The following is a 16,549-nucleotide window of genomic DNA, read 5'->3' on the forward strand; positions in this document are numbered from 1 at the left end:
CGGGTGGGGGGGGGGAAGAGGAGAAGAGACAGGGTTGTGACTGGCACTCTGCTATCGGGAGCAAGCCCCCTCCCACAGTTGACCATCTTTCTGTTGGCTGCGGGATCAGGCCCTCAGCGACAACGGCGGCACAAACGACTCCAACTCATCCTCCACCGCCTCGATAATCCGCTCCACGTCGGCAGCATTCATCACAGTGGCGCAGGGGATGCCGGCGATGGCAATCAGCGTCTCGCCGCTGGCCCGGTCGAACAGGCGGGCGACCATACTGCCGGGCGCATCCATGCTGCCCTCGAAGCCCATCGGATGAAAATGCCAGCGCATCAGCTGGCAGGCGTTGGGGAATGTCACTTTGTTCATGTTGCCCACCTTGTTCATTGAGCGCTTCCTTTAGCTCGCGGCAGGGGGCCAGGACCGTCACTGGTCGTGGCGTCGTAGAAGCTAAAAATAGCATTCGTTCGCAAGTACAAGGTGACTTTTTCTGCCCCGTTCGGCGGTTCTCAGCCATTCACTTGATGTGGGTCATCTCTTACTAACGATTAGGCACAATGCCACTAATGCGAAGTTCCAATTGGCCATTGTCGGCAGTGGCAAAATTCGGCAATCTCCGAGGTTTACCCGCCTCAGAGCCTTCCATGCCCGACATCGCGCCAGACGATGATTGCCATAACACCCACGCCACGCGTGAGCTGGTGCTGCGCCACCACCTGTGCTGGCGTCATCGCGATCTTGACGGCGTGATGTCCTACTACCACCCGGACATCCAGTACCACGACTTTTTCCAGAACCGTGTGGTCGGTTACGCCGAACTGCGTGAGTACCTGCAAGCCAGCATGCCCCGGGAAGCCGACGAGGCCATTGAACATACCGACCGCATCCGCGCCGATGGCGACACGGCATTCATCCAGTACCGCATTACCTTGCGCGGCGGTCAGGGGCTGGTGTCATTCCGTACCAGCGAAGCCATCACCGTCCGCGACGGGTTGATCTGGCGCGTCAATGAGTACGCGTCATTGGTGCATGAACAACCCTCCCAGGCCCAGCGCCCCAGCGTCAGCCGCCTGGGCCTGTCACCCCAGCAATTGGGGCATATGGCCAATGACTTGCAGCAGTACTTCGAGCGCAGGCAACCTTATCTGGACCCGGAACTGGATCTGCAGCGCGTCGCCAAGGAATGTGGCTACAGCCGCAATCAGATTTCCTATCTGCTCAACCAGGTGCTGGGGCAAAGTTTCTACCGCTACGTCAACCAGGCTCGGCTCCAGCACCTGCTGGCCGCACTGGATACAGCGCAGCCACCGATCAAGGTCGACGACCTGGCCTTCGCCGCCGGTTTCAATTCGTTGTCGGCGTTCTACAGCGCCTTCCGCCAGCACACTGGCCAGTCGCCCAAGGCCTACGTCAAACAAATTTCCCTGCGTGCACGCGCGCAAGACAGCGAATAACCCGCAGTTCTAGGATCCCCCCATCGAAACGTGGTTGGGGAACTTGGCATGCCGGCATGGCGCACTATCAGTTTATGGATGGACCAACTGGACGACCCGCTGTCGGCGCGGCCGGCCCTTGAGCATGACCTGGACGTCGATGTGGCCATTATCGGCGCCGGTTACACGGGACTGTGGACCGCCTACTACCTGAAACGCCAGGCGCCTGAGCTGAAGATCGCGATTATCGAGGCGCAAACCGCCGGCTTCGGCGCCTCGGGCCGTAATGGCGGCTGGCTGATGGGCAATCTGCTGGGCGAAGACCGCCTGCTGGCCGGCCTTGCGCCTGAACAGCGCCGCGCCTCATTCGACCTGTTGCATGGCATTCCCGATGAAGTGGCCCAGGTCCTGACCCGTGAAGGTATCGACTGTGACTTCCGCAAGGGCGGCGCTCTGTACTGCGCCGCGCGCTATCCCGAACAGGAAGGCAGCCTGCGCGCTTATCTGGACAAACTCTACGCCCAAGGCCTGACCGAAGCCGACTACCGCTGGCTGAGCCCTCGACAGTTGGCTGAACAGATCCGCATCGCCAAGCCCTATGGCGGTATCCATACCTCCCATGTCGCCACGATCAACCCGGCCAAGCTGGTGCGCGGTCTTGCGCGGGTGGTGGAGAGCATGGGCGTGACGATTTATGAAAACAGTCCGGTCACCCACTGGCAGTCCGGTACTGTGCGCACCGCCAAGGCCCGTGTGCGCGCTGCCTGGGTGGTGCCGGCTGTCGAAGGTTACGCGAATACCTTGCCGCCCCTGGGCCGATACCAGTTGCCGGTGCAAAGCCTGATCGTTGCCACCGAACCGCTGCCCGCCGGTACCTGGGATGAAATCGGCCTGAGCCATGGCCAGGCCTTTGGCGAAAGTAGCCGCCAGGTCACCTATGGTCAGCGTACGGTGGATAACCGCCTGGTGTTCGGCGCCCGCGGCGGTTACCAGTTCGCCGGCAAATTGCGCCACAACTTTGATTTGACTGACAGCGAAGTGGCACTGCGCCGCTACCTGTTCGGCGAACTCTTCCCACAGCTGAAAAAGGTGCGAATTACCCATTCCTGGGGCGGCAACCTTGGCATGTCGCGCCGTTTCCGCCCGCACATGCTCTGCGATCACAAGACCGGCATCGCCCTGGCCGGTGGTTACGGCGGGGAGGGCGTCGGTGCCACCAACCTGGGCGGCCGCACCTTGGCCGACCTGATCCTTGGTCGCGACACACCGCTGATCCACCAACCCTGGGTGATCCGCGAGCGTGGCCTGCACGCGCTCAAGGCCTGGGAGCCGGAGCCATGCCGCTGGCTTGGCTACAACGCGATCATTCGCAGTTTTGTCCATGAAGACCAGGTGCTGGCCAACCCCAACACAGCACCTTGGCGCCGCAAGCTGGCGATCGGCATAGCCGGATTCATGGAAGGTTTCATGCATTGAGCCGTTTCACCTACACGAGAAAACGCCATGAGCATCACTCAGTTCAAAGACACCCTGCATGCCCACCTGCCGGACTCATCACCAGTGGCGGTGCCCCTGGGCGAGCCGATCGCCGTGGCCTCGACCTTGAGCGTTGAACGCAGCGACGGCGTCGAGACCGGTATCTGGGAATGCACCCCGGGCCGCTGGCGTCGGCAGATCAAGGCCCAGGAGTTCTGTCACTTTATCCAGGGGCGCTGCACTTTCACCCCTGACAACGGTGAAATCGTTCACATACAAGCCGGTGACGCACTGATGTTGCCGGCCAACAGCACCGGTATCTGGGACATCCAGGAAACCGTGCGCAAAACCTACGTACTGATTTTGTAACGCTTTGATCCTTGATCGCCTGCCATAAAAACAGCCCTAAAATCGCCAGGAAATCGAACCATGAAAGCCATTGCCCTGTTGCCCATGATGTTGGTGGCCTCTATCAGCCAAGCCGCTGAGACGGTGAAGATCTATAACTGGTCCAGCTATATCGCGCCGGACACCACGAAGAATTTCCAGAAACAAACCGGCATCGGTTTCAGCTACGACGTGTATGACAGCAACGAAACCCTCGACGGCAAGCTGATGACGGGTAACTCCGGCTACGACGTGGTGTTTCCGTCCAACCACTTCATGGCACGGCAGATCCAGGGCGGCGCCCTGAAGAAGCTCGACAAGAGCCAGTTGCCCAACTGGAAAAACCTCAACCCCGTGCTGCTCAAGGCCCTGGAAAACAACGACCCGGGTAATGCCCATGGCTTCCCGTACCTGTGGGGCAGTACCGGCATCGGTTACAACATCGACAAGGTCAAGGCGGTGCTGGGGGATAACGCACCGGTCGACTCCTGGGACCTGATCTTCAAGCCCGAGTACATGGAGAAGCTCAGCAAGTGCGGGGTGGCGATCCTCGATAACGGCCCGGAATTGCTGCCCATCGCCCTCAACTACCTGGGGCTGCCGCCCCACAGTAAAAAACCCGAGGACTACAAAAAGGCAGAGGCACTGCTGATGAAAGTGCGCCCCTATGTGGCGTACTTCCACTCCTCGAAATACACCGGCGACCTGGCCAATGGCGACATCTGCGTGGCGGTCGGTTTCTCCGGCGACGTACTGCAAGCCGAAAGTCGCGCCAAGGAGGCCAAGAATGGGGTGAAGATCGGCTATGAGATTCCCAAGGAAGGCGCCGCAATCTGGTTCGACATGGTCGCCATGCCCGCCGATGCCCCCGATGAAAAGGCCGGCTACGCGTTCATGAACTACCTGCTGGAGCCCCAGGTGATGGCGGACATCACCAACTCCGTGCACTACGCCAACGGCAACCGTGCAGCGGATAGCCTGGTAGACCCTGAGATCAAGGCGGACACCAAGATCTACCCCAGCGACGAAATGATGGGCAAGTTATTCGCGCTGGAAGCGATGCCGCTGAACATCGACCGGATTCGCACGCGGGTGTGGAACACCATTCGTATGGGCCGCTGACAGGTCATATCTCGTCGCCTTTTGGGTTCGCTGTTTAGCTGTTTTTTTCTGTAGTGTCCTTGCCTCCTTTCAATAGAACGGGGGCAAGGAATGCTCACTTCGAACAAATCAGGCCGTTTGCGAATCGGTAGAGTGTCACAAGCAGGGGACGTTTACTTGCTGACCGCCGTGGTGAACCGGCGTGAACCAATCTTCGACGATTGGCGGCTCGGGCGCCTGGTTGTGAGGCAGTTTCGAGAAGCCCACAAGGATAGGACTCAACCTTCATACACCTATCTGATGGCGGCCAGTCATCAAACTTTGATGAGTTCTGTACCGAAAAGGGTGAGCCTACACACGCGTACGATATTTACAATTGGCGTCACCCTGTTCTGCTTGTTGGGTGCATTGTCGAAAGCCCGGTTGATGGTGGCGTTGCAAATCGAAGGTTACGACCACGGTTTCCGTGTGGTTGTCGTGCGTCCGGATGATGAGAAGCCGTCGCCCGGGTGCAAGCGCAACTTGCCTGGCAACAGCGACCGCGCCGGCACAAGGTGCCTGCGACGGTCTGTTCGGGAATCTCCCTTAACGGCTGAGAGTTTCCAGGAACTGTGTGTGTTGCAGCACCTGGGAAAACATCGGCAGCGTGAATTGCTCGGCGGCCTGCTGCTGTTCGCTGGTGAAGGTTGCCGTGCAGTCGGACAAGGTGACCACGTTGTAGCCCTTCTCGTAGCCTGAACGCACCGTGCCTTCGACGCAGCAATTGGTCAGAAAACCTGCCACCACCAAGTTCTGGATGCCGTTGTTGCGCAGCACCAGGTCCAGCCCCGTCGTCGCAAAACCATCCAGCCCACGCTTGCCCTCCACCAGGATATCGCCGGCCTCGCGGCCCACAGCCTCGGTGATCTCCGCCCCCCAACTGCCGGTGCGAAAAGCACTGCCATCAGCCACACCCTTCAATATTCCATAGTCGCGCGTGGTCAGCTCCGGGTAACCCTCTGCGAACTGGATCGGCAAATGGATGATCTTCACGCCCAGCTTGCGCGCCTGCTGCACCGTGGTTGCAGTGTTCGCCAGTATATCGCCAATACGCATGACGTCTTTGACCGCATCATGAAACACCCCGCCGGGTGTGGTGAAGTCGTTCTGGAACTCGATCAGGACAAGGGCGGTGCTGTGTGGGTTCATCGTGGACCTCCGATCAGTGGGTAGGTATCTACACAACTTTGAGTGTTACGCCGGACCTGTGGGAGCGGCGGTGCGGTGATTCGATTTGCTTGCGAAGGCGGCCCATCATGCTACTAGGTTTTCTTGGGTGTACATCGCTCTCATGTGGGAGCTGGCTTGCCTGCGTTCGGGCAGCGTGGTTAACGGGGCGCCTAAGATCAAAAGCCAGAGCCAGGGCTTCAGGATTGGTCAGGTCCAATCGTTGTGTAGATACCTATGCCGATGCCGATCAATGGGCCGATCAATGGGTTAAAACACGTGACTACCAGCCACCGGGAAACCATTGCCGGGCGAGCTGCACCGTTACGCGCAAGGTGTGCTGGCTTTGTTCGCACGCAAGCGCCTGTTCTTCAGGCGACGCCGGTTTGCTCCACTTTGGCTGGGTTGCCAAGCGCCGTGCATAGCTAGCTTTAAACGCGGGGCTGGCCTCCCCAGTCAGCCGCATCGCTTTAGCATAGTCCGCCTCGAGATCTTCGGGCAGCGAACCACAGGCCAGTTTGGCTTGCTGATAGCGCACGGCGTACATGAAACCATCGGTGGGGGCTTCCTCGTAGGTGTAGCGGGAGGGTTCTGCGGCCATGGCAGTACCGGTGAGGAATAGGGCGACGAGCAGGGGGCGTCCGTGCATGGGCGGGGAAAGTCTCGTGTGGTTGACGGTGCGTTTGACCTAAACACGAGTTGTATAGCATTGAACAGGTCACTCGTTAACTATACGTGCCCGGCTTAAATTGCAGCGACCAAGGCAATGGGCCATCATTGTTGGCCGCTACGAGCCATTCTTCGTATGCCGTTCGGATTTATAGGGTGTAAGAAATGTTTAGGCGTCTCATGGACTTGAGCAAGCGGTTGCGCAAGGATTTTGCGGCTGTAGCGGTTTCCAAGGAACAGGTTCTGCACTCGACGGAGGTGGACCCTCAGGCAGGCCCCGTCGGGAGTTTGCCCGCGAATGTGCTGGACTACTGGCACAGAGCGCTGATTGCCGATGACTTGGGTGGCCTGCAAGCCACCGATGTCCGCATCCCGGTGACAAATTTCGCGGGGCTGGCCTGGCCCAACTTCAATCTCGGTTTCGGCAAGCGTCGGGCGCTGGCGCTGGGCATTCTCACTGAGCGTGCCGCAGAGGCCCGGCGAAAACAGCAAGCGCAGGCGCTTGAGGCCTCAGAGGACGACGCAGAGGGTGCGCAGGAGGCGGACGAGCCGGATGACGATCCGCGTATTCCCATGGCGCTGGTATTCCATCAAACCACCTCATCAAGCGATGAGGTCCAGGTCACGTGGCCCGACCCGGATAAAAAGCCTGCGCCGGGCGCGAAAAAAAACCGCCTCAAGCCCGACCGGCTGAATATCGCGTTCTGGTTCCCTTTCGACCTGAACGACAAAAACCAAATATGCCTACCACGCGACCCCAACGATTGCCGGCCGCGTGTGGTCCGCCAATGGCTTGAACCGCAGCCATTGATGGCGGCCAACGACCTGCCGCCGGCCATTGGCCACTTTGATTGCTATCGCGACGAGCTCAAGCTATTTTTCGCGACGTTGAGCCAAAGCGCCAATTTGAGCGGTTATGTCGACGCCTGTTTTGCCTTGTTCGCCCACGTTCAAGCGGATGGGGTTGAGACGGGAATGGCGCCGATCACGGGGCAATGGGTTGCGGTGCCGCGACAGCCTGGCTATGCAACACGTGCGCTCGCCAACATCTATGAAGCGATCCCCAATGCGCCGTCCATCGGCGCACTGGAGCAGCTCATAGGCGCCGGACGACACCGTTCGGCTGTCCAGGCAGGCGGCATGGCAGCGCCGCAGGTGACGATCCGGCACGTGGCCATGGTCGATAAGGCCACACACCTCGACAAGCCGGACGTCAATCGCGGCGCAGACCCCTTGAACGAATCGCAGCGTCGCGCATTGCACGCCCTCGGCCGGTTGGGTGAGCAGGTCGGGGTGGTTGCGGTCAGTGGGCCGCCGGGCACCGGGAAGACGGCCATGCTGCGTGCGATGATCGCCAACCAATGGGTGTTGGCGGCTTACGATAACCGCGAACATTGCCCCGTCACGTTTGTGTGCGGGGCGACCAACCAGAGTGTCGAGAATGTGATGGGCACGTTCAATGGTGCCGTAGGCAGGAAGCATGCCCTGGCACGTCGTTGGTTGGACCCTACGGGCAAGCCACTATTGGGTTTCACCGCCAGCGCTCCGTCCAAGGCCAAGGGGAAAACCCATCGCAGCAAGTTCACCACGCTTGAGATCCGGCAAAAGCAGTTGCGCATCTTGGGCGTCGGGTCCTCCAGCCTCAAGCAGTCGTACGAAGACGGTGTTGCGGCAGCCCTTGCTTTGGCGCGGCACTTTGAAGATGCCTTCCGCGAGCTGCCAGAGTTGTTCAATGCGTTGTTTAGCGTTGAGCAGAAACATCAGGTCAGTGATGCCACGCGTTTTATCTATCTCATGCAGAAGAGTGCTTCGACAACGCCTACGGCGTCGACCCTCTGCGAGCACTTGAACACACTGACCCAGGTATTGCGCAGCGGGTTGGCCTCGGCAATCGAGCGCCAGGCTGACATCGACGCGTTGATCGAGCCCGGTGAACTGGCTGCGCGCTTTCCCAGTGAGGCATGGGCATCTTCCTGGGCCATCGACATCCTCGCGGATTTGCGTGTGGCCGCAACCCCCGAGGCGCGCCAGGCGCAGCAGCAGAAATTGCTGGACGTGGTGTGGCGGCCGATTATTTTTCAGTTGGCCGCGCGTTACTGGGAGACGCGTTGGCTGGCCAGTGTGATCGCAACCCCCGAGCCTGGCAGCCGAAAGAACGCACTCAGGCACGCAGCCATGCTGTTTCCGTGCATCGTCGCCACCTTGCATAGCGCCCCACGGCTACTGGGCGAGGGCCGTAGGCCGCTGTTCGCGTTCCTGGATTTGCTGATTGTCGATGAGGCGGGGCAAGCTGCGCCGGAGCTGGGTGTGCCGGTGTTTAGCCTGGCTAAAAAAGCCGTGGTGGTCGGCGATATGAAGCAGCTCTCTCCCGTGTCTTCGGTAACACCCGAGGTCGATGCGCGCCAGGTGCAGGACCGTTGGGCCGATCCGTCGTCTTTGGACGCCTTGCTGGTGCGTGGCGCAGACTCCGCCACGGGTTCAATCATGAAGCTTGCCGCAACCGGGGCATCGTTTGCCGAGGCCATGCCGGACGGACGGCTACGGGACGGTCTGCTCCTGCGGGAACACTATCGTTGTGCAGAGTCGATCATCAATGTGTGTATCGATTTGCTGTACCACGATCACGACCGTGATGCCGAGGGCGGGTTGCTCAGCAAAGAGTTGGAACCCAAAGTGCCCAACCCGCTGGCAGGGCTGTTCGCGGATGCCGAGTTGCCCTTGCTCGAGGGCGAAGCTGAAATGCAGTTGCGCAAACGCATGAAGGCAACGTTCCCGCTACCGCCGCTCGGGTTCTATCAGACCGGTGGCCCGAACGATGAGCCCTGCAAAGGCGACTCATGGTCCAACCCTGGAGAAGCCAAGGCCATCGTGGACTGGCTTAAAGAGCACGGACCGCGCCTGGCGAAGTGGGCCGCCAGGGTCGAAGGCCACCCGGAGCAGCCGATAGGGTTGGAAAAGCTTGTCGCGGTCGTCACGCCATTTCGAGGCCAGGTCGAAGCGATAAAGCGTCGGGTGCGCGAAGAACTCGACCCTGATGACGCTGACCTGAGCGAGCGTTTGACCATCGGCACGGTTCATACCCTTCAAGGGGCGGAGAAACCTGTGGTGTTGTTCAGTGCCGTGAATCGGGACAGCCGCGCCAGCCGTCGAACTGATACCAATCATCGTGAGCGGGTATTTATCGATCGTGACGATGGGCGCCTGCTCAACGTAGCGATCAGTCGTGCGCAGAAAAGCTTCATTATGTTTGGCCATTCCGATCTGTTTTTTTCCCAGCAGGCGATGGACCCGAACAACGATTTGCCTTCGGCTGTGGTAGGACGATGCTTGGCCGGTGTGCGTGAGCCAGAGCACGAGCGGCTCACCTGCGCCCCGCGGGTGCCAGCGTGCAAGCTCGGTCCCGCCACGCTGATGGTTGTCGAATCCTTGCACAAGGCGAAAATCATTCAAGAACTGGTACCTGGCGGTACTCAGGTGTTCGGCTGTGGCGGTCATATTCGTGACCTCCCAGGTCCCGGTGCGATCAGTTGGCGTGATGGGCTCAAACCGCACTGGCAATTGAGCGAGCGCGAGGGCAGTGACCTGGCGGCGTCCCTACGCAATACCGGCAGCCGTTTACTGCAATGCACTGAGCTGGTGTTGGGGACGGACGATGATGCCCAAGGCGAAGCGATCGCCTGGCACATGATACAGGTACTCAAGGAAGCACCGTGGTTCATGCATATCCAGAGGGTGCGTCGGGTAAGGTTTCATGCATTGACCACCCCCGAAATGGCCCGATCATTTGAGGAGGGTCGGTGTGTACAGGTCGAGGGCGCTACCGCCGACGAGCGAGCTGGCAGCGCTTGCCGAGCCTTGAATATGGGCTTGGCATATGGAGCCATTGCCCAGCGGGTGCTGGACAACCTCATCGGCTCGGTCTACATGCGTCACGGTATTGTCGGGGGCGGACGGACCAAGGGGCCCTTGCTCAGGGTACTGGCGGGCCATGGTGACTCCCTGGGGTTACCCGGTAAACGCTTGGGTATCGCGATAAACCTGAAAGTGAACGATACCCTCGTACCGGCTCGCTTGATGGTGCGGCGTGGCAGCGAAGCCTGGCGCGCGTGGGGCAGTGACCGCACAGAGAGCGTTCACACCTTGATCGATCAACTGAGCGACGCGGTGGTTTCACCGAGACCTTGCCTGCTCGAGCATGAGGACTTGCTGCTGGCACCTGCTCAAAGCCTGGGCACTAACCTGGTCCTGCAAGAGGCGTTCAGGCGATTTGGCTGGATGCCGTCGAGCACCATGAGCACGTTGCAAAAACTGTATGAGATGCGCGAGGGGCAGGACGAGCCCGAGTCAGCACCGAACGACAATGGTTGGGCTGCATTGGATGCGCAGGGGCGCCTGTTCCTGACCGAGTCCGGACGGCGCCAGGCAGATAAGGTGCTGAACAACCCTTGGCTGAACACAATCAGCGCCAATGCGTTGTTGACGGCCTTCGACGATGCGCTGACTCACCTGTCCCAATTGCCGGATGCAGGGGAGGCGGACTACCTTGCGTTCGTGCACACCTGGGCGGCACAGTTTGATGATCAGTGCGGCGCGCAGCCGGTTGCGGGCCCCCATGCACCAACGGTCGATGCGCAGGGCGCTGAGGTCGCGCTGTTTTCGCTGCAGCCCGCCGTCGAGCTGAATACGTGGGGCGCGCCTGCCGGTTCGCCTTCACCCGCTGAGGCCGAGCAGCACGACGATGATCCCGCGCCTGGCGCGCAAGCCCACCCGGTTTCGGACGGCGGCCGCAGCGGTGCCCACGGAGCACTGGTGCCTCTGGACATCAGCCTGGAGGCCGACAGCCCCAGGATGGCCGCGCTTACCCCGAGGCAGCGGCAACTTTACGACCTGATGTCCAAACTGATGTTGGCCTCTTCCCTGCGAGATGGACAGTTTCAGACTGTACGCCGGATTTACCCCCTGACGTGGCCGGGTAAACCGGCTGTCCGGCAGGTTGAAATTGGTGTCGAGGTGATAACAGGCAAGCCGGGCAGCTACCCAGGTTGGTTTGCGCTGGACCCCGATGGCCTGCACCAGCACACGCGCAATTGGGCGTCGGCAGAGATGGAGGCAGTGCTCGATGAGCAAAGCCCTCGCTTGCAAGTGATAGTGCAAGACCACGGCATACGCACCCGCTCGCTGCTTGAGCCGACAGTCGATCATTTATTGGCGTGGATGCACGCGCGTGGACACGGTAGGCCCTCGACATTCGGCAAGCACATCGATGATCTGGTACGTGGCAATACGTCGAACACGCGCGCGGAGGGCACTGCCGATGAATAGCAGTTTTGCCGCCATGACACTGATGCGAAACGCCTATGAGGCCGCATTGCGCGACCCTTCGGACGCAGTTGCCCAGGCAGCGTTCGTCGCTGCGCACCAAGCACAACAGCACACGTTCGTTGACTCATTCGACGTCGCGGGCATTACCTACCCGCGTACTGATGGGCACACACTGAGTGAGCGTGAAGCGCGCGAGGTGATTTCCAGAATCCTGTCCAACCCGGCGTACAGCGTATCGGACCTGCGGCCCAGCGTGATTGAAGCGGCCTACCCGCTACAGGCAGACGTGCTGCGTGCGGAAATCGAAGCCACGGTCGCGTTGGCCAATAAAATCAATGGGCTCGACTGGCGCACCGACGCGCTCGATGCCAGCACCAAGCAAGCGATGCGTGAGCTGCTACGCATGCCCACCTTGGCGGGCGGCTACAAAATCATTTCCCAGGTCAAGTCCGCGGCCAACGCCCAGGTGTTGAATATCTACCGTGGCTACGATGCCGATCACTTGATCCCCGACAAGGCACTGCGAGGGTCACTGCACAGGGGGCAGTCTTTCAGCCTTGACCAGAGCTACGCGACGTTTATGCAGGATTCACAGAACAGAGGATCGCAGCATAAATTTGTGACGGACGCCCAGAAACACACGCGCAAACGGCTGCGCGGCGATCCGATACTGCCCGCGAAAAACCCAACGACTGGCGAGTACCTGGAGCATGTGCTTGAGTGGATGACCCATGTCTATACCACCGCGGATCTGGGTGTGGATGTGGCCGTCAGGAACAGTGGCCTTGCCAACTCGGATGAATTCAAACGTTTCAACGTCAAAGGTTTTGCCTTGGCGCAGGCAGGGTTCATGACGTGGAATGAACGCAAAAGTGTCGGCCGCGCAGTCGCCATGGTGCTCCTGATTGAGGCGCGTGAGTTCTACACGGCGGCCGGCTGGCCCATGGACAGGGAGTTGCCTTTGTTCTACGACGTACCTTCTACAGTGACCCAACAACCGGTGCCTGTGACATGAGCGACAACATAAACCCATCAACACCCGCCCATGGCACCCGGCGCTACCAGCTTGCCGACCTGACAATGGCCGCCGGGGTGCCCTGGTTTGCCGTGCACGTGTCGGACGAAAGCGGTCATACATCGTCCTGGATTATCAGGGGGGAACTGGACGGTGAGCATTTACGCCTGCAACCACAGGTTTGGGTGCCAGATGCCATCCAGGCCATCGTCAGTGATAGCGATGGCCAAGTCTGGGCGATCACCAGCGAAGATGAGCTGATCACCAACACCGACCTTGGACAGGTGGCTGGCTGGCGGCAGGTTACGCCCCATCCACAGCTCAACGCGCGCGATGAATGGTACTCCCGCACACTGGGTTATGTGGCCACGGATGGCAAGAACGTCGAGCTTGCTGAATGCCTGTGTTGGGCGAGCGATGGCTTGTTGATCGGTACGTTCAGCCGCCGGTTGTATCGTTGGACATCGGGCGATGTTGCTCGCCTTGAACACGACGATCACGTTGTCGGAACGCTGGGTGGTGTCAACAACATTGTCCAGACGCAAGACGCAATATACGCGCTGGGGTATGCGGGCCTGATCCTGCGTCGGCCGGTGGGCGGGACCTGGCAGCGAGTTGATGGACCATGGCCGACTGAGGCCGGCGCGTTCATCAATATGATTGCCGGTGTCGAAGGTCCGAGAGGGGAATTGTGGGCCATTGCGGCGGGCGGTTCGGTCGTCAGCGTTGCGGGTGACGTGACCCGCACCATTGCGCAAGTACCCGGTGAGCCTCTGGGCATCACCCGGTTCCAGCGCCAGTGGTTCGTGTCGACCCTCGACGGTTGCTACGAACTACCGGGGGATGGTGACACAGTCCTGATCAAACGCGATATTTTGATGGGTAAATCGATTGATGCCGGGAACTGCCTGATTGCCGTCGATGCTGAGCCACAACACGCCGATCACGCGCAAGTCCACCTGTGGTTGCGCACCAGAAACCGCGATGCTTGGCTGCGCCCAATCATTTGCCGGGCCTGATTGAGGCGTTAAGGCGCAAGCTTGCGGGGATACGGGCTTGCTTTCGAGGCGCAAGCCCGTGGTTTCACCTGGTCGGCCAGGCAGGCTCAATTGGTTTGTGGGCCGCGCCCGCGATGTGCGGTGATGCGGTTGTAAATATTGGGTGCAGTGACCGCCATTTCTTTGCTGATCTCCGGGACTGAGTAGCCTTTGTCATAGAGATGTTGCAAGAAAGCGTCTTGGTCACGCCGGGCAAGCTGGCCGTAAAAGCCGCGATTTATTTCTTTCTGGATGCCTGAGAAAAAACCAAACATAGGGACCTCTGTATTCGACTCGCGTCATGTTGATGGTGTGAGGAGAAGGCGTGGCTTGGGCCGCTCCTTCTGTATGCAAGCCCTTTGTAAACCCCGGATTTGGAGTCTGAGTGAGCTAGCCGGTTGCAGGTTATTCACTCTGCTGCTTATCGGCCATCCCAACCTGGGTAGCACCCAGCATGGTGTGATTTATGCGAACAGACGAATACACGGATGACGAAGTCGAGACAAAGGACAGGTGGGACAAACTGTTCTGGATTGAGCTCGCTAAGCGCAAAGAGCGCTTGGTAACCGGGAATGCACACCGGATGCTTGTTCAATTGCATGATCAAATAGCCCAGGCCATCGATACCCCCGGCCAAGTGATGGATGAGCCCATCGAAGGCATAAGGGGGGCTGCGATCCTTTTGGACGCGTTTCAGTGGCAGTACGACCCGGCTGATGAGGCTGATAACGAACACCAGGCTCAGTTGTTGCGGGACACGATGAATCGCTTCGGAAACCAGATTGATGAAGTTTGGTCAAGGTTGCAGTTCACGCGGGGCTTCCGACTTGCCGACCTGGCCGTAGAAAACGAACTTGAGCTGATGTGGGATTGGTGGGTATTCATCAACTCTTCAGCCGGGCGTGAGGAAATGGGTATCACCACCGGAAAGTTCTCATACCATGGCAAGCAGAGCCGAATCGACGAGGACCATGAGCCGCCACGGATGATTGAGGTCGATACGTTCTATAACCGCCCCGGGCAGTCTCCCATCCCTGTTTCCAATCGCAGTGTCAGGAGCTTCACCACTGACGTGGATGAAGTGATCATCAACGGCAAACGGGTCACCGATAGTGTAATTGTGGTGTTTGACTCCGAAACTCCAGCGCCATCCAGAAGGGAAATCGTGAACGCCGCTTATTCCGGCAGGGGAATGATTCGTGCACGGCGTTTAGCGGATGCCCGTGCAAAAGGCGATTACGTCAGACTGCAACGCTTGCTCGACGAACCGTCGCCGGCCACGGATTTTGTCGACTTATTCGAGCCTGTACAGGCGCATAAATTGTTCAAGACACTCACCAGTGTTGCGCCGTTGATTCGAGGGCTATTCGCCTGGGACCTTCACCATGACCAGGGACTCAGCAAAGCGCAGGCCTGCCGGATTACGGCGGAAAGACTACCTGGAATGGGCACTACCCCACGCAGCGTCAACAACGCGCTTATCTCGGTGGGAGAAAAGATCAACGGCTACCAACCCGAGCAATTGCCTTGGATTTTTCAACGCTTTGGCGATTGAGGGTTCCGTCGCAGGAACCCGGTCGGCGTGGGCTTCGTCGTCCCCAGGTTCCAGGTAGATCAACACAAAGGGTACGCCATGGGCCATGACTGCCTCGATTTCGGCTTGCCACTGTGCACCGTAGCCCGGTACGACCACGTTGTTGCGCGCGATGCAGAGTGGAAAGCGGCTGATGTCGTGAACGGTAAAAGTGTGAATATCCAACGGCATGGCTAATCTCGATCCAGGTAATTAAAGGCTTATTCAGCGCGGCGGGTGTTGCAGGGCTTCAGACAGCCAGCCCAATAGCTGCGTGTGTTGCTGACGCAGGAAAAAGTGCCCGCCGTCCACCAGGCGCCAGTCGGAACCGGCTGCTGCGTGCCGTTTCCAGCGTCGCGCGGCTTCCACCGTGACCAGGTGCGGCAATCATCACCATCGGCACCGCCAGGGTCGTATCGGCTGCTACGCAGTAGCCTTCCGACAAGGCACTGTCGTTACGCAGGGTGGGGGTGAGGGTACGCATCATCTGTTCATCAGCGAGGATCTGTTCCGGCGTGCCGCCCAGGTGTCGGACTTCGGCGGCGAAATCCTCCTCTCTGTAGTCCGACACTTTGCGCTGGATCGGCAAACTCGGCGTCGGGCATGCCATCCGGAACAGCAACTGCGCGTGGCGCCCCCGCTGGTCAAGGCCCGCGCAACTTCGAAGGCGACTTTGCATCCCAGGCTGCAACCCAGCAATGCCCAGGGTTTGTCGGTGTAGGGCCGGATCGCGTCGACGAGCTGGCGCACCAGTTGCGTCATGTCCTGAATGCTGGGCTCGGCGATGCGGCTTTCGCGCCCTGGCAATTGCACCTGGCACAGCTTCCAAGGCCCAGGCAGTTGCCATTGACGATACACCGAAGCGCAGCCACCAGCGTAGGGCAGGGCGAACACCTGATAGCCACGAGCGGTGTTCGGCCGCTCCAGCGGGAACCAGCGTTCGCGGTCGGGCGCTTGGCCGGCAAATACCGCATCCAGGCGCTTGGAGCGCTCGACCAGACCGCGCGCCACCGTCGCCTCGACCAAGCCCTGTACCGGGCCTTTGCGCCACTGATAAATGCGGTAGTCAGCGGCACCGTTTTCCAAGGCATCGAACAGCGAAGAGCCCGGAGTCGCCGAAAAACATTTCGACTGGGCTCTAGAACGGTGGTTTTTGCTCAAAAAAGATGGGCTATGCCCCCATTTTTGCCCCCAACGCGCACCGTGTGTGCCTCGTAGCCATACCTACGCGGTTAGCTAAAGCACCGGATGCCTATGCCTCCTCAGAAGCGCTCTCTGCAGGCGCTTCAAGGTCGTCGCTATCTTCATCGAACATGTATCTCTTTGGCACAGGTATGTG

The 16,549-nt window shown here is 59.6% G+C and carries 13 protein-coding genes and 1 pseudogene; 8 read left to right on the top strand and 6 right to left on the bottom strand.

Annotation, left to right across the window (positions count from 1 at the left end):
* Nucleotides 1–105: 105 nt before the first annotated feature.
* Nucleotides 106–378, bottom strand: a complete 273-nt coding sequence (locus AC07OT_RS00005) for a DUF1652 domain-containing protein (protein ID WP_027605770.1) — start codon at nt 376–378, stop codon at nt 106–108.
* 257 nt (nt 379–635) lie between these two features.
* Between AC07OT_RS00005 and AC07OT_RS00010 the strand changes: the two genes are divergently transcribed.
* The 4 genes from AC07OT_RS00010 to AC07OT_RS00025 are packed head-to-tail and all read left to right on the top strand — an operon-like array spanning nt 636 to nt 4,409.
* Nucleotides 636–1,445: a helix-turn-helix transcriptional regulator gene (locus AC07OT_RS00010; RefSeq protein ID WP_065941430.1), complete on the top strand. Its 810-nt coding sequence runs from the start codon at nt 636–638 to the stop codon at nt 1,443–1,445.
* 48 nt (nt 1,446–1,493) lie between these two features.
* Nucleotides 1,494–2,900, top strand: a complete 1,407-nt coding sequence (locus AC07OT_RS00015) for an NAD(P)/FAD-dependent oxidoreductase (RefSeq protein WP_495107037.1) — start codon at nt 1,494–1,496, stop codon at nt 2,898–2,900.
* Nucleotides 2,901–2,927: 27 nt separating this feature from the next.
* A complete protein-coding gene (locus tag AC07OT_RS00020) occupies nt 2,928–3,269 on the top strand; it encodes a cupin domain-containing protein (protein WP_495107038.1) in 342 nt (113 codons plus the stop codon).
* Nucleotides 3,270–3,329: 60 nt separating this feature from the next.
* Nucleotides 3,330–4,409, top strand: coding sequence for a polyamine ABC transporter substrate-binding protein (locus AC07OT_RS00025; protein ID WP_495107039.1), 1,080 nt, complete (start codon nt 3,330–3,332; stop codon nt 4,407–4,409).
* A gap of 564 nt (nt 4,410–4,973) precedes the next feature.
* Here the strand turns inward: AC07OT_RS00025 and AC07OT_RS00030 are convergent.
* The gene (locus AC07OT_RS00030) at nt 4,974–5,576 is read right to left on the bottom strand and encodes a cysteine hydrolase family protein (protein ID WP_071488379.1); all 603 of its coding nucleotides are present in this window, start codon (nt 5,574–5,576) and stop codon (nt 4,974–4,976) included.
* Between the two features lie 301 nt (nt 5,577–5,877).
* On the bottom strand, nt 5,878–6,195 hold the full coding sequence (locus tag AC07OT_RS00035; RefSeq protein WP_495107040.1) for a hypothetical protein: 318 nt from the start codon (nt 6,193–6,195) through the stop codon (nt 5,878–5,880).
* Between the two features lie 248 nt (nt 6,196–6,443).
* Between AC07OT_RS00035 and AC07OT_RS00040 the strand changes: the two genes are divergently transcribed.
* The 3 genes from AC07OT_RS00040 to AC07OT_RS00050 are packed head-to-tail and all read left to right on the top strand — an operon-like array spanning nt 6,444 to nt 13,619.
* Nucleotides 6,444–11,585, top strand: coding sequence for an AAA domain-containing protein (locus AC07OT_RS00040; protein ID WP_495107041.1), 5,142 nt, complete (start codon nt 6,444–6,446; stop codon nt 11,583–11,585).
* Nucleotides 11,578–12,600, top strand: a complete 1,023-nt coding sequence (locus tag AC07OT_RS00045; protein ID WP_495107042.1) for a hypothetical protein — start codon at nt 11,578–11,580, stop codon at nt 12,598–12,600. Before AC07OT_RS00040 ends, AC07OT_RS00045 begins: the two co-directional genes overlap by 8 nt.
* On the top strand, nt 12,597–13,619 hold the full coding sequence (locus AC07OT_RS00050; RefSeq protein WP_495102953.1) for a hypothetical protein: 1,023 nt from the start codon (nt 12,597–12,599) through the stop codon (nt 13,617–13,619). Before AC07OT_RS00045 ends, AC07OT_RS00050 begins: the two co-directional genes overlap by 4 nt.
* Before the next feature lie 86 nt (nt 13,620–13,705).
* Here the strand turns inward: AC07OT_RS00050 and AC07OT_RS00055 are convergent, their stop codons facing one another.
* The gene (locus AC07OT_RS00055; RefSeq protein WP_057010985.1) at nt 13,706–13,912 is read right to left on the bottom strand and encodes an RNA polymerase sigma factor sigma-70 region 4 domain-containing protein; all 207 of its coding nucleotides are present in this window, start codon (nt 13,910–13,912) and stop codon (nt 13,706–13,708) included.
* A gap of 191 nt (nt 13,913–14,103) precedes the next feature.
* On the opposite strand from AC07OT_RS00055, the gene AC07OT_RS00060 reads away from it, so the two are divergent.
* Nucleotides 14,104–15,192 carry a hypothetical protein gene (locus AC07OT_RS00060; protein ID WP_495107043.1) on the top strand — a complete coding sequence of 363 codons (1,089 nt, stop codon included), beginning with the start codon at nt 14,104–14,106 and terminating at the stop codon, nt 15,190–15,192.
* A 243-nt stretch (nt 15,193–15,435) separates the two neighbouring features.
* Here AC07OT_RS00060 and AC07OT_RS00065 read toward each other — a convergent pair whose 3' ends face one another.
* Entirely contained in the window at nt 15,436–15,597 is a 162-nt protein-coding gene (locus AC07OT_RS00065; RefSeq protein WP_227451597.1) for a hypothetical protein, read from the bottom strand.
* A 10-nt stretch (nt 15,598–15,607) separates the two neighbouring features.
* Nucleotides 15,608–16,221, bottom strand: a pseudogene (locus tag AC07OT_RS00070) (thioesterase II family protein); the annotation flags it as partial.
* Between the last annotated feature and the right edge of the window lie 328 nt (nt 16,222–16,549).

The organism is Pseudomonas sp. GW821-FHT09C10 (assembly GCF_059418085.1).

Coding starts and splice junctions, on each gene's coding strand:
- AC07OT_RS00050 (WP_495102953.1), top strand. CDS start 12,597: ATGAGCGACAACATAAACCCATCAACACCCGCCCATGGCACCCGGCGC.
- AC07OT_RS00060 (WP_495107043.1), top strand. CDS start 14,104: ATGCGAACAGACGAATACACGGATGACGAAGTCGAGACAAAGGACAGG.
- AC07OT_RS00025 (WP_495107039.1), top strand. CDS start 3,330: ATGAAAGCCATTGCCCTGTTGCCCATGATGTTGGTGGCCTCTATCAGC.
- AC07OT_RS00045 (WP_495107042.1), top strand. CDS start 11,578: ATGAATAGCAGTTTTGCCGCCATGACACTGATGCGAAACGCCTATGAG.
- AC07OT_RS00010 (WP_065941430.1), top strand. CDS start 636: ATGCCCGACATCGCGCCAGACGATGATTGCCATAACACCCACGCCACG.
- AC07OT_RS00005 (WP_027605770.1), bottom strand. CDS start 378: ATGAACAAGGTGGGCAACATGAACAAAGTGACATTCCCCAACGCCTGC.
- AC07OT_RS00030 (WP_071488379.1), bottom strand. CDS start 5,576: ATGAACCCACACAGCACCGCCCTTGTCCTGATCGAGTTCCAGAACGAC.
- AC07OT_RS00035 (WP_495107040.1), bottom strand. CDS start 6,195: ATGGCCGCAGAACCCTCCCGCTACACCTACGAGGAAGCCCCCACCGAT.
- AC07OT_RS00055 (WP_057010985.1), bottom strand. CDS start 13,912: ATGTTTGGTTTTTTCTCAGGCATCCAGAAAGAAATAAATCGCGGCTTT.
- AC07OT_RS00020 (WP_495107038.1), top strand. CDS start 2,928: ATGAGCATCACTCAGTTCAAAGACACCCTGCATGCCCACCTGCCGGAC.
- AC07OT_RS00015 (WP_495107037.1), top strand. CDS start 1,494: ATGCCGGCATGGCGCACTATCAGTTTATGGATGGACCAACTGGACGAC.
- AC07OT_RS00040 (WP_495107041.1), top strand. CDS start 6,444: ATGGACTTGAGCAAGCGGTTGCGCAAGGATTTTGCGGCTGTAGCGGTT.